This window comes from Enterobacter sp. ZOR0014 (assembly GCF_000798855.1).
GTDB classification, from domain to species: domain Bacteria; phylum Pseudomonadota; class Gammaproteobacteria; order Enterobacterales; family Enterobacteriaceae; genus Enterobacter; species Enterobacter kobei.
In genome coordinates, this window is the sequence record NZ_JTLF01000195.1 from 1 (window position 1) to 12,952 (window position 12,952).

The window sequence follows — 12,952 nt, forward strand, 5'->3', positions numbered from 1 at the left end:
CAGTCCGCCGTTCTACCGACTGAACTACAGAGGAATCGTGTGAACGAGGCGCATAGTAGCGACCTCAGTTCGTCTTGTCAAAGGGGGAAAACGTACTTTTCGTTCGTTTGCCGACAATTTCAGCAAATCGCTGATTTTATAGCAAATTCGCGCTGAAATTACGCAGCAAATTGCGCCGCCCGCAGGCGGCGCACAGGATTAGAACAGTACGGAGTAGTTCAGACCAAACGTACGGCCACGGCCTTTATAGGTATACAGACCTGGTGCACCGTAGGTTGGGCTATACAGCCCCGGCGCGCGCTGACCCCAGGCGGTGGTGTAGTCTTTGTCCAGCAGGTTTTCCACGCTGAAGCTGACTTTACCCACCGGCAGGGCGTAGCTGCCCAGGAAGTCGACCGTATTATAGCCATCGATCTTCTTGCCGTCCGCATCTGACACGTCAAAGGTCTGCGTGCTCTGCACGCGCAGGGTCCAGTCGCCCGGTGCCCAGTTGACCCATGCGCTGGCTTTTGACGGGCTGGCGCTGTCTACCGTCAGCTTCTCCCATTTACCGTTTTCGCGGGTTTCAGACTTAATGGCGTTAAAGTTCGCGCCCGTGCTCCAGTCGCTGTCAGTGAAGAAATAGTCCACCTGGCCTTCAATCCCGTAGATACGACGCTTGTCGTCTTCGAGGTTGATGGTCATGTCCGTCTTGTTGATGGTGATCGTTTTGTCCGAGAGCGAGTAGTACGCCGCGACCTGGGTACGCAGGTTATCGCCGGTGTAGCGCCAGCCCAGCTCGTAAGCGTTGACCTTGATGCCGTCGAGCGTCGAGTCGTTCACGTTCACGCTGTTCAGCAGGCGATAGTGACCGTTGCTGAGCTGATAAGTCCCGGAACCGTAGTACTTCGCCAGATCCGGAATTTCAAAGCCCTGGGAGAAGTTAAACCACAGCTGCTGCTGTTCGGTCAGACGACCGAGGATCCCGGCGTTAAACAGGAAGTTGTTGTAATCGGTTTTCCCGCCCGGCACCGCGTCTGCGGAGGTGGCTTTCCCGGTTGCAATGGCCTGCTGCTGGGCGTAACCCACAAAATCGTCCACCTTGTTTTCGGTGTACTGGTAGCGCACGCCGCCGCTCAGGGTGATGGCGTCAATGTCGTAGCTGGCCTGCAGGAACGGGGCGAGGTTGGTAATGCTGTAACCCGGGTAGCGGCCCACGTTATAGGCGTTATCAAGCTCCATGCCGCCGCTCGCCGCTGCTTTGCTCAGATCAAAGAACTGCTGATTGGCATCGAAGGTTTCATGGTCGGCATCCACACCCCAGGTCAGGATTAAATCATCCATCGGTTTGCTGTTCAGCGTCAGCTTGCCGCCGTAAAAATCGGTTTTCTGCTGCGACGCACCGATGCTGCTCACGACGCCTTTGGTCAGGGTCGGGAAGGGGTAGTAGGTCAGGCTTTCGTCACGATAGTAAATCTGCGCAACCAGATCCTGGCCCCAGAAGTCGGTATTGGAGTATTGCAGGTTAATCAGATGACGCTCGGTACCCGGTATACGGTCAGAATCAAGATTACCTTTGTTATAGGCAGTCGCATCGCCCGTGACCGCCGAGAAGTTTTTCCCGAGGTACAGGCCATGCTTGCCGTCGGACTCGCTCTTATAGTACTGCGTCGTGAGCTGAAGCTGCTGGTGTTCGTCAATGTTGAGGGTGCCGGTCCCCATCACATCAATACGGTCGGAATACTGTAAGCCGGTCTGGGTGTTATCAATGATCACCTCGTCGCCGTTGCCGTCATACCAGCCGCCGTAACGCTGATACGACACCGACAGACGACCCGAGGCGTTGTCGTTGCCGCCGCTCACCGCCGCCGACACGTTCTCATCGTGGTCGTTGTGGCTGTTAAAGCCGCTTTTTGCTCCGGTCTGGAACTCAACTTCGGTCTCAGGCTGGCCTTTTTTGGTGACGATGTTCACCAGGCCGCCGGTGCTGCCGCCGCCGTAGAGGGACGTGGCGCCGGAGATCACTTCGATACGGTCAATGTTGAACGGATCGATGGAGTCGAGCTGGCGGCTGTCGCTGCGGGAGGAGTTCAGGCGCACGCCGTCCACCATCACCATCATTGAGCGGCCGCGCAGGTTCATACCGTAGTTGGTACGCCCCTGGCTGCTGACGTCCATGCCCGGGATCAGCTGCGCCAGGACTTCTTTAATCTCCTTTCCGCCCTGAACCTGCTGCTCAATTTCAGACCGTTCAATAACCCACGTGGTCTGCGCCATCTCGGCCACGCTGCGGTGTGCACGGCTGGCGGAGACCACGATATTTTCTTCCTTTTGTTCTTCCGCCCACGCAGAGGTAGAAAGCATTGCAAGCAAGCAAGGATTTAAAACCCAAAGATGAGAACGTTTCATTGTTATGTTGATCCTGATTGTGTGTGTCAGTACTCGGTCGTTTTCTCTAACGCGTTAAAAACCGGGCTGCTGTCCTGGCTGGCTGTGGTGCGCCAGTGGATAACGCCGGGTGTGGTAGCCAGCTCAAATGGCTCGTCAGGATGCGCGCGGTTCAGAATGCGTGCGGCACGCCAGGCCATCAGGCTGAGCTGGGGTTCAGCAATGCCGAGACGGTGCATCCCGGCATTGACGGCAAACAGGCGGTTGCTCTGCGGGCCGTCCCATTCGAGGGTGAAATCGTTGTTGATGCAGAAGGCTTCATCCGCATCCAGATGCAGGCGGTGAGACAGCGGGGCAAGGAACGCAGGCTGCACGGCGCGGTAACCGGTGGCAAAGATCACCACGTCGGTATCCAGCTGTTCGCGACCGCCGTCGAGATGATGCTGTATGCTCAGACGCTGACCGTTTTCCTGACGCGCCAGTGACGTCACCGAGCGGGACGGCAGAAGGTGCGCCCACGGTTTTTCACGCAGCACCTCAAAGCGGTGATACATGGCGCGGTAAATTGCCAGCAGGGACTCGGTGGTAATGCCGTCAGAGGTCATCTTCTGCTCGTGCAGCATCTGACGACGGGCCTCTTCGCCGAGCGTGGAGAAGCTGTCCACATACTCCGGCGTGAAGTACTCGTTGGCGAAGGCGGCTTCATCCAGCGCGTTATAATTGTTACGGCGCGACACCCAGTTCAGGCTTAGCGGCTGGCCCCATTCCCCGCGGAAGATATTTAAGAACAGGTCGGCACCGCTCTGGCCGCCACCGACGACGGTCACGCGCTTGCCCGCTAAATTTGGCGTGCGCAGCATCATCTCGCTGGCGTGGAAACAGGTGTCGTCCTGCACCGTCACGCAATCCGGGAGGTTAATCTGTTTGCCAATCCCCACGCAGACGTGGCGGGCAAGGAACCGATCCCGCTGGGTCACGACCTCAAACAGACCGCGTGCCTCATCAAAGCTCACCTGCTGCACCTGCTGGCTGAAGGCGAGGTTGGTGAGGTTTTCTGCCGCCCAGCACAGGTAATCGGCAAACTCTTCGCGAGACACCGTGCGCTGTTCGGTGGTCAGGAAGCGGTAGAACTTTTTACGCTGCACCAGGTAGTTCAGGAAGCTGTGGCGGTTGGTCGGCTCCACGGCGCTGACCAGATCCTTCAGGAAGCTGGTCTGCATGTGGCAGTCCGGCACCATCATCCCCGGGTGCCAGGAGAAGTGCGGCTTGCGCTCAAGGAACAGCGAGCTAAAACCGTCCAGCCCTTCGGCCAGGGCGGCGATGCTGAGGTTAAACGGGCCAATACCAATGCCGATGAAATCATAGGTTTTCATTGCGCTGACTCCCGGGAGGCCAGAAAAAGAGGGTTATCAAGGTCGGTAACGTAGTTCGGCAGCATGCGGCTGCCGCCGTCATGCTCGGAGAAGGTCAGTTTGACCGGGTTGAGGATCACGCGAATAATTTGCGGCTTAAACAGGTCGAACATCGCGAAACGTTCCGCAAGCTCGGGGTGCGCAGCCATATACCGGCGCAATACCCCCGCCAGGATTTGATAGAAACGGATTTCGCTCACGCCGCATTGCAGGGTGAGACGCGAGATAAAGCGCAGCACCGTTACAAAGTTGCCGGTTTGCAGGTCGTGGATGATGTAGTCCGCGCTCAGACGTGCCGTGACGGCCTTTACCTGCGCCGGCAGGCTCTGCGCCTGCGGGAAATCCTTATCCACCAGGCGCATATCGCCCTGGAAATCCTTCAGCAGGATGCGCTGCGGGACGTAGCCCTTCATCACCAGCGTCACGTTCTGGCCGTGGGCGATCAGCGCCACGCCGTAGCGGCAGAGCAGGTGATAGAACGGGATCACCGTCGCGTCGAACAGCTTTTCCAGCCAGACGTCGGCGCTTAGCCCCGAGCGTTTAATCCACGCGTCGATCAGCGGACGCCCGGCGTTATCGGTTTCCATCAGCGCCGCCATCAGCACCGCCTGTTCACCGTCTTCTAAATAACAGGACGGATTCTCGCGCCAGATCACCCCCAGCATCTCCTGATAGCGGTAGGGCGCTTTCGGTAATGCGGCATAGCCCGGATGCGACAGATATCCGGCGGCGGGTTCACCCAGTACCTGCGCGCCGCAGCGAATCAGCGTGGCGTCAGAGGCGAACTGCTGCTGCAGCCAGCGTGAGGCCAGCGGCCCGGCGGCAATGTATTTGCCCGGAATGCCGCGATAGCAGGAGGTGTTATAGATGGTCAGCGGCAGCTTGATGTCAAACGGCGCGCGACGGCTGGCGTTGGTGAGCGTGCGCAGAGACTGCTGCGCCAGATACTCATCGCCAAATTCGCCCAGCTCCACCATCTCACCGCGCGCCAGCTGCGCCATGAAGTGAATGGCAATTTTCTGCTGCCACTGCCATGGGTGTAGCGGCACGGGCAGCCAGCTTTCGTCGAGCCCCAGCGCCTGCCAGCGATGCTCAAACCGGACGCGCTCGGCGTTGTCCATGGTACTGGCAAGCAGATTCTGAATGTTGCAATCGGCGTCGCTGCTCCAGACCAGGTGTTCACGCTGAACGGCAACCCAGTGCAGACGAAAACGTCCGCGATACTCAGGCGCGTACTGATGCAGGGCATCCAGCCCCCATCCGCGGCGGCCTTTGTTGAAAATAAACTTAGGATGACCGCTCATCAGACACTGCAATTCATCCGGGTCGAGGTGGATCAGCGCGTCGGCATCCAGCGCTTCACGCGCCTGGAGCAGCTGAATATCACCGCGCAGCGTGGCGTAAAGATCTTCCATATGCTCTGCCGTTTGCGCGTCGCTCATCTCCAGCACGGTCGCCAGCTGCAGCAGCGCGCTTTCCGCTTCCACGGCGGCGCCGCTGGCGGTGGTCAGGGAATCAGGATCGATATGCAGCCAGCCCCAGATCCCGCGCGTGGCGCGAAACTGCCAGGACTCCGTGCCCATGGTGATGCGCCAGCCGTCCGATGAAACCGGCTCAGCGCGCAGGGTACGTTCGTATTCCAGCTCGGCGAGGATCTTCGCCACCATCTCGCGGTTTACTTTCTGCCAGAGCGCGTTCACAGTTCCACCTCATGGAAGAAGCGGTGACGCTCGCTCACGATCAGGCGCGAGCGCTTGTGCGGGAAGTCGAACTCTTTTGCGGTGTCGAAACCGGCGGACGCCAGGTGGCGGAACAGGCGTTGGTTGTCGAAGCGCGGCTCGGCCACAATGCGCGTCGTGCGCGGTTCATCCAGATACAGGTAGTGGCTCAGACCGCGCAGCCAGCTGCGGATGTACTGCGCGCCGCGCCAGCGCTCTTCGCCCACCAGCATATGCAGCCCGCGGTCGAACGGCTGCCAGCGGTAGTGGCGGCCAATGCGGTCTTCTGCCGCCCAGTAGAGTTCAAAGTAGCCGAACGGCTGGTCGTCGAAGCAGCCGATAACCGGGTAGCAGTAGGTCGAGTCAAGCTGACGGCGCAGGTAGTTTTCCTGTTCGGCCTGCGGGCCGGCCATCTCCCAGAAGGCGTTCACGCGCGGGTTGTTCATCCATTGCGTGAATCGTTCGCCATCCAGCGCCACGTCGGCCACGCGGAAGCTCAGCGTGCGTTTAATTTGCGGATCGTAACGGCGATACACCTCACCCTGCGGACGGCGAGGGCGCTGCGGGAAGTACAGCTGACGGCTCTCATCAAACTGCATACCGTTGCTCGCCTGCGGTCGTTCGCCTTTCAGCCAGAGCGGCAATTGCCAGAAGGTTTCACGCGCCAGGTAATCCCCGTGGGCCAGGCTAAACAGCGCCTTTGCCTGAGGTTCATCCTGCCAGGTTGCCCACGGCAGCGTAATGCCGGTCAGCGCGGGGGCGGCGACAAACAGCTGATCCAGCGCTTCCACCAGCCAGCCCGCCGGGATAGCCCCGAGACGCTCCAGCACCGCGCTGCCGTCGAGACCTAACGTCAGCGGCAGCGCGGTATCCGTTGCGGTGCAGCGAAAGCCGAAGCCAGAATGGACGATATTCGCGATGGCCATTACGCCTTCTCCTTGTAGAACGGGTTGCTAAAGTCGAAATAGATCACCGCCGGATCGGCGATTGTGTTTTCGTTGCGATCGTGCAGATAACAGAAGAAGTTGCCTTTGCAGTTCCAGGTCGGGCTGTCCAGCACGTAGTCAAGGCAGCGGGTCTGCTTCGCCGTACGGCGCAGCCCGATTAGCGCGTCACGCACGCGCGCCATCAGGCGCTCTTCACTGTCGAAACCGGCGGCAGCAAGGGCGGCAGTCACCGCAAGGGTGGAGTTCAGCAGCAGGTAGTAAGGGAAGTAGCGCAGCAGCTGGCTCTCACCGAAGCGGTTTTCCACGTCAGTTTCACCCGCCTCTTTCAGCCACCCGTCGGCTCCTTCGGTCCAGGCGCTGCCCTGGCAGTCACGGTAGATAAGCCCGACGGGGAAATCCTGTTGCATCTCAACGAGGATATTTTGCTGGTGGGCGAGCAGCACCAGGCCGTAGTCCGCCTCGGCGCTGAACAGGGGGAGTAACACGCGGTCGCAATAGGCGTCCAGCCAGCAGCGTGCGGCCTGAGCGAGGGGTAAATCCAGACGCTGGCTCAGACGACGCACTGCCGCAGCCAGCAGGCTGTCACCGCCATCCGGGGCGGCCTGGGTCAGGCTGACCAGCACGTTGGTCTGCGTGTCCGGCGTGTCAAACAGCAGATTGACGCGCAGGGCCATCAGGCTCTCTTCCTGCACCACGCCGTTTTCGTCACGCAGCCCCGCCCAGCCGTCTTCCTGCATCACGCGCATCGTCGGGTAGCGTGCCTGAAGCGTTTGCCAGCGTTCCGTTTTCGCCAGGCGCGCCAGGCGCATCCCGCGCTTAACTTCTTTCACCGACAGCGTGCGCACGGAATTGGTCAGGCGCACGCTGAGGGAGAATTTAATCATGTCGCTGTTGGTTTCGCTGTACAGCGAGCGGGACGAGCTGGTGGGCAGCCACTGTGCGCCCGCTTCGCCCAGATCCTGCAATGAACCGTTTTCCACCAGACGCTGGCACCAGGTCTGATCCAGCAGATGCTCTGCCTGCCATGGGTGCATAGGCAACAGCCAGCGCGTGTCGGTGAAGTGGCCGAGCAGCTCAGGCGCGCTCTGGGCGGCGAAGCGCAGCAGACGTTCGCGCAGGGAGACGTTCAGGCTGTCACCGGCAATGCGCGTGCTCTCAACGGCAAACCAGCGCAGCGGGAAACGGGAGGCAAAATCAGGCAGATAGCGACGCGCTTCGGTTTCGTTGAATGGCTCGTGCGACTTCGGTGCCGGGTGAAATGCGTGGCCGACCAGCAGCGCCTGTTCCGCTTCAGCAAACGTCAGCGGTTTATCACGCAGCGTGGACCAGCTGTGGCGCAGGTCGATCGCCTGCCAGGTATGCGCATGACTTTCCAGCACGCGTTGCTTAAAACGCGCCAGCGTATCGGCATCAAGAACGCCTTTTACTGATGGTTTTTCAAGAAGTAAATCAACCAGTTGGGTATATGTGACGGCGTCACCGCAGTCGCTATCGCTCTGGATAAGCGTTGCCGGGAAACAGTACTGATGGTGCTGGGTGGGGGAGAAATAGCGTACCGGAACCCGCAGGGCCTGAGCGGGAGAAAGCGGGATATGAATATGCGCCAGCTCATCCGCAGCGGCTGCGGGGAGATAGCGCCAGTCCGTCGTTTCGCGCAGCAGGGCGTTTAAAAAACACTGGGCCGCAACGTCTGTACCGGCGGAGCGGGGCAGAGTACGCATAGATGTACCTCATTCCATGATTGATAATAATTCTCGTTATGATATTCATTCTATTTACACTCGCAACCATTTTTGCAATATTTGTTTTCATAAACTTCATAATTTCCACACATTTATTGACACTATGTTCACATTCTCATGCGCGCTAATTCAGAAACGCTGACTGAAAACGTCACCTCTAAAGCCAACTGGCCGCTGGCACTCTGTGCAGGTTTATTGGGCATCGGGCAGAACGGTTTGCTGGTCATGCTCCCGCAGCTGGTGAACCTGACCGGGCTGTCGCTCTCGGTCTGGGCCGGGCTGTTAATGTTCGGCTCCATGCTTTTTTTACCGGCATCGCCCTGGTGGGGGCGTCAGAGCGAGCGACGCGGCTGTAAGGTCGTGATGGTGGCCTCGCTCAGCGGCTATCTTGCCAGCTTCGCCGTGATGGCCGTGGTGGTCTGGGCAATGGCGGCCGGGTTGCTCCAGAGCACCTGGGGGCTGGCGGGGCTGATCTTTTCGCGCCTGCTCTACGGTTTAACCGTGTCGGGGATGGTGCCTGCCGCCCAGACCTGGGCTATTCAGCGTGCGGGGCTGGACAAACGCATGGCGGCGCTGGCCACCATCAGCTCCGGCCTGAGCTGCGGCCGTCTGCTGGGGCCACCGCTGGCAGCAATGATGCTCAGCATTAACCCGGTGGCACCGCTCTGGCTCATGGCGATTGCGCCGTTTATCGCTCTGCTGCTGGTGCTGCGAGAAGTGGCCGACCCTCCGCTGCCGCCGGTGGCGCATCAGGCGACCCGTCTGCAGGTCTCTATGCTGCCGTTCCTGCTGCTGGCGATGCTGCTGGCGGCGCTGGTGAGCCTGATGCAGCTTGGCCTCACGCCGCATCTCAGCCCCTTGCTGGAGGGCAACGCCCGTGAGATCAGCCACCATGTTGCGCTCCTTCTGAGCCTGGCGGCGCTGGCCACGCTCGCGGCGCAATTTTTGATTGTTCGCCCGCAGCACTTCAGCCCGCTGACGTTGCTCTGTATGGCGGCGGTATTGATGGTGGCAGGACTTGGGTTGATGTGTATTGCCGGGCTGGCGCTGTTTTACGTGGGAATTGCTGTCACCTCGCTCGGCGCGGCGATGGCTACACCGGGCTATCAGCTACTGTTGAACGATCGGCTGACCACGGGGAAAGGCGCGGGCGCGATCGCCACCAGCCATACGTTAGGCTACGGCATCAGCGCGCTGCTGGTGCCCGTAGTCACGCGCTTTTTCGGTGAGCAGTATTTAACGATGGCGGCAGGGGGAATGGCGGTGCTGTTTTTCGTACTGAGCATCGGGGTACGGTTAACCGGGCGCACCCCTGTCGAAAAAAATTAATGTACCTGGTGAGGGGAAGGGCCGACCGCCTCATTTTGACGCAGACGCTTAAGCGGATCCTGCTGATAAAACTGGGTAAAACGCTGCCATAGCGCCGGGAAACGCGGGGCGAAGAGTTCGGGGGCGCTGAAGAAGTACTCTGAAAGCACCGCGAAGCACTCTGCGGGGTCGGTCGCCGCGTAGGCATCAATGCTGGCGGCACTTTCGCCCACGAGATCGATCTCGTCCTGGATGTTATCCATCGCCGCATGCAGATCGTGCTCCCATCCTGCGACTTCACGCAGCGGGATCAGCGGAACACCGCTGGCGCGGTCGCCGTTGCGGGTATCCAGCTTATGCGCGACTTCATGAATAATCAGATTAAAGCCTGACGCGTCGAACGAGTCCTGAATGTCGAGCCAGTTCAGGATAATCGGCCCTTGCTGCCAGCTTTGCCCGGACTGTACCACCCGCTGGTTGTGTACCAGCCCGATGTCATCCTCCCACTCATCGTCGACGATGAAGGGCGCCGGGTAGATCAGCACTTCGTGGAAGCCGTCCAGCCACTCGATACCCAGTTCAAGCACCGGCAGGCAGAAAAGCAGGGCGATACGCGCGTTTTTCAGGGGATCCAGCTCGAACCCCTGCAGAGGAACCAGGCGTTTTTGCTGCAAAAAACGATCCGCCAGCTGAACCAGTTTTGACTGTTCGTCCGGCTGGAGATTCGCCAGAACAGGGATCGCCAGCGCGTCATCCCACGGCAGCGCCATATCCCGGCCAGCCTCATTCGTTTTCCAGGGCCACTTAATCATCGCTTTGCTCGCAAACTCGTCACTTGAACAAAAATGGGAAAGTCAGGTTCAGTTAAGATGCCAGAAAATGGCTTATTTCTACACTTCCAGCCTGAATAAACTATCATTTCGTACAGAGCAGTGGGTAGCGCTTTGCAGGCATCACCTTCATTTTGTGATGTCTGTCGTAGCCTTTATCTGCAGCCCGAGTGAATAAATCAGTCCGGTATTGAAAAGATGAGTGATTTCAAAGGTAACAAGCAGAACCTGCCCAGTCGGGCGTGCGCGCACTGCCAGCGGCCTATGACGTGGCGCAAGAAGTGGGCGAAATGCTGGGATGAGGTCAAATACTGTTCTGAGCGCTGTCGCAGGAGCCACCGTTGACCGAACTACGCCTGATTCTGGGCGATCAGCTCAATCCACATCACAGCTGGTTTGATACCTGTAGCCCGAATGTCATTTACGTGATGCTGGAACTGCGGGCGGAAACCGCGTATGTCCTTCATCACGCTCAGAAAATCATCGCTATCTTCGCGGCCATGCGCGCGTTTGCCGCTGAGTTAAAAGAGAAGGGGCATCGGGTAAGGTATGTCCGGCTCTCTGAGGGTTCAAACCGCGGCACGCTGGAAGATAATCTCAACGCGCTTATCGCACATTACCATGCTGGCAGGGTGATGTGGCAGGAGCCTGATGAATGGCGTCTTGATGCGCAGTTGCAGGCGTGGGCGAAAACGGCGACCGTCGAAACGACCTGCGTCAGCAGCGAGCATTTTTTCACCTCCCGGGAGCAGGTGAGCGCGTTCTTTGCATCGCGTAAAAGCTGGCGAATGGAATATTTTTATCGGGAAATGCGTCGTCAGCATGGCGTGCTGTTGACCCCGGAAGGCGAGCCCGAAGGGGGGAAATGGAATTTCGATGCTGAAAACCGCAAGCGCTGGTCCGGTGAACCGCCTGCTCCGGATGACTCTCGCATCTGCCACGATCGCTCAGCATTATGGGAAGAGATCCAACGCTGCGGCGTACGCACCTTTGGCGAACCGCAGGCCAACACTTTTCGCTGGCCAGTCGACCGTGCTGAAGCTAAAGCCCGGCTGGATGCGTTTATTTCGCACGTCCTGCCCCAGTTTGGTAACTGGCAGGATGCAATGCACACGGAAGAACCTTTTCTTTTCCACTCCTTAATTTCATTTGCGCTGAACACCAAAATGCTCAATCCCCGTGAAGTGGTTGCCGCCGCCGAGCAGGCATGGCGCTCGGGTGATGCGCCGTTGCCTGCTGTCGAAGGGTTCATCCGGCAAATTCTTGGCTGGCGGGAGTATGTGCGCGGGATCTACTGGTCGCAAATGCCGGGCTATCGGGAGCTGAATGCGTTAGAGCAGCACACCCCGCTGCCGGAGTGGTTCTGGACGGGCGAGACGCAAATGCGCTGCCTGGCGCACGCCATTGGACAGTCGCTCACGGAGGCTTACGCTCACCATATCCAGCGCCTGATGATTATCGGGAATTTTAGCCTGCTCGGTGGTCTCTCGCCGCAGGCGGTACATGAATGGTATCTGGGGGTGTATATTGATGCGTTTGAGTGGGTGGAATTGCCCAATACTCTCGGCATGAGCCAGTTTGGCGATGGCGGTTTACTGGCCAGTAAGCCTTATGTTTCAAGCGCGTCTTACATCCATAAGATGAGTAACTACTGTCAGGGATGTCGGTATCAACACAATCAACGCACCGGCGAGGTGGCGTGTCCCTTCAATGCGCTTTACTGGGATTTCTTTTTGCGTAACCAGGCGCGTCTGGGTCACAATCCCCGGCTGGGCATTGTTTTTAAACAGCTTGCGGACATGAAGGACGAGGAGCGGCAGGCCATTGCCGAACGCGCTGAGTACATCCGCCTTAATCTCAACGAACTCTGACCCCTGACAGGACATCCAGACACTATGCCCGTGAATTTCGACCTCAACGATCTCTATGCCTTCAGAGCGTTAGTGGAATACGGTAACTTCCGTGTCGCCGCTGAATCTATCTGTCTGTCCCAGTCGGCGCTGAGCCGCAGGATTGAAAAGCTGGAAGCCGCGCTGGGGAACCGACTCTTTGACCGAACCACACGCCGCGTCTCGCTGACGTTATACGGGCAAAACTTTGCGGAACGCTCCGCGCAGCTGCTCGATAACGTAGAGTCAATGCTGGCTGATGTCGATAAAGCCAGCGAAGAGCGGACGGGGCTGATCACGGTGGCCACGGTACCTTCCGCAGCCTGTTACTTTATGCCCGATGTGATCCGTCGCTTTCAGTCTCGCTATCCGCGCGTTCGCATTAAGCTCATCGACAGTAGCGCGGGCAACGTGATGGACGCCGTGGCCCGAAGCCAGGCGGATTTTGGTATTTGCTTCGCAGGAAACTTGTCGTCTGAAATCGAATTCTTCCCGCTGGTGGAGGATGTGTATGTTGCAGCATGCAGAAGGGATCACCCGCTGGCGCAGAAGAGCCAGCTGACGTGGCAGGCATTTTTTCAGCAGGATTACATCTCTCTCGATAAAACGTCCGGCAATCGCAACCTGCTCGATCGCCTGCTGGGGGATATCATTCCCGAGCGTCCCAGCGTCTGCGAAACGCGTCATGTCACCACGATGCTCGGTATGGTAGAGGCGGGGATCGGCATTGCTGCCGTTC

10 protein-coding genes are annotated in these 12,952 nt (G+C 58.7%); 4 read left to right on the forward strand and 6 right to left on the reverse strand.

Translation table 11 applies throughout. The annotated features are described in order from the left end of the window. Positions 1-198 precede the first annotated feature (198 nt). Genes L977_RS10735 through L977_RS10755 form a run of 5 tightly spaced genes read right to left on the reverse strand, consistent with a single transcriptional unit; the run spans position 199 to position 8,165 of the window. Entirely contained in the window at positions 199-2,388 is a 2,190-nt protein-coding gene (locus L977_RS10735) for a TonB-dependent siderophore receptor (protein ID WP_047625735.1), read from the reverse strand. Between the two features lie 26 nt (positions 2,389-2,414). Further along, a complete protein-coding gene (locus L977_RS10740; protein WP_047625736.1) occupies positions 2,415-3,740 on the reverse strand; it encodes a lysine N(6)-hydroxylase/L-ornithine N(5)-oxygenase family protein in 1,326 nt (441 codons plus the stop codon). Then, on the reverse strand, positions 3,737-5,479 hold the full coding sequence (iucC, locus tag L977_RS10745) for an IucA/IucC family protein (protein WP_047625737.1): 1,743 nt from the start codon (positions 5,477-5,479) through the stop codon (positions 3,737-3,739). The genes L977_RS10740 and iucC overlap by 4 nt, the downstream gene beginning before the upstream one ends. Continuing rightward, a complete protein-coding gene (locus L977_RS10750) occupies positions 5,476-6,423 on the reverse strand; it encodes a GNAT family N-acetyltransferase (RefSeq protein ID WP_047625738.1) in 948 nt (315 codons plus the stop codon). The genes iucC and L977_RS10750 overlap by 4 nt, the downstream gene beginning before the upstream one ends. Beyond that, the gene (locus L977_RS10755) at positions 6,423-8,165 is read right to left on the reverse strand and encodes an IucA/IucC family protein (protein ID WP_047625739.1); all 1,743 of its coding nucleotides are present in this window, start codon (positions 8,163-8,165) and stop codon (positions 6,423-6,425) included. The genes L977_RS10750 and L977_RS10755 overlap by 1 nt, the downstream gene beginning before the upstream one ends. 138 nt (positions 8,166-8,303) lie before the next feature. On the opposite strand from L977_RS10755, the gene L977_RS10760 reads away from it, so the two are divergent. After that, a complete protein-coding gene (locus L977_RS10760) occupies positions 8,304-9,515 on the forward strand; it encodes an MFS transporter (protein ID WP_047625740.1) in 1,212 nt (403 codons plus the stop codon). Here L977_RS10760 and mtfA read toward each other — a convergent pair. Beyond that, on the reverse strand, positions 9,512-10,306 hold the full coding sequence (gene mtfA, locus L977_RS10765; protein ID WP_014884426.1) for a DgsA anti-repressor MtfA: 795 nt from the start codon (positions 10,304-10,306) through the stop codon (positions 9,512-9,514). The two genes, L977_RS10760 and mtfA, sit on opposite strands and share 4 nt — an antisense overlap. Positions 10,307-10,522: 216 nt before the next feature. Here mtfA and L977_RS23750 point away from each other — a divergent pair, with 216 nt between their 5' ends. The 3 genes from L977_RS23750 to L977_RS10775 form a co-directional block, all read left to right on the forward strand. Next, positions 10,523-10,669, forward strand: coding sequence for a DUF2256 domain-containing protein (locus tag L977_RS23750; protein WP_071789391.1), 147 nt, complete (start codon positions 10,523-10,525; stop codon positions 10,667-10,669). Continuing rightward, positions 10,666-12,195, forward strand: a complete 1,530-nt coding sequence (locus L977_RS10770; RefSeq protein WP_156118166.1) for a cryptochrome/photolyase family protein — start codon at positions 10,666-10,668, stop codon at positions 12,193-12,195. Before L977_RS23750 ends, L977_RS10770 begins: the two co-directional genes overlap by 4 nt. Positions 12,196-12,219: 24 nt before the next feature. After that, positions 12,220-12,952 (forward strand): LysR family transcriptional regulator (locus L977_RS10775; RefSeq protein ID WP_047625742.1); only part of this gene is annotated, 733 nt, incomplete at its 3' end.

Bases quoted from the DNA above. Each gene is read 5' to 3' on its own strand.
- L977_RS10735 (WP_047625735.1), bottom strand. From the start codon at position 2,388: ATGAAACGTTCTCATCTTTGGGTTTTAAATCCTTGCTTGCTTGCAATG.
- L977_RS10740 (WP_047625736.1), bottom strand. From the start codon at position 3,740: ATGAAAACCTATGATTTCATCGGCATTGGTATTGGCCCGTTTAACCTC.
- L977_RS10750 (WP_047625738.1), bottom strand. From the start codon at position 6,423: ATGGCCATCGCGAATATCGTCCATTCTGGCTTCGGCTTTCGCTGCACC.
- L977_RS10755 (WP_047625739.1), bottom strand. From the start codon at position 8,165: ATGCGTACTCTGCCCCGCTCCGCCGGTACAGACGTTGCGGCCCAGTGT.
- L977_RS10760 (WP_047625740.1), top strand. From the start codon at position 8,304: ATGCGCGCTAATTCAGAAACGCTGACTGAAAACGTCACCTCTAAAGCC.
- mtfA (WP_014884426.1), bottom strand. From the start codon at position 10,306: ATGATTAAGTGGCCCTGGAAAACGAATGAGGCTGGCCGGGATATGGCG.
- L977_RS23750 (WP_071789391.1), top strand. From the start codon at position 10,523: ATGAGTGATTTCAAAGGTAACAAGCAGAACCTGCCCAGTCGGGCGTGC.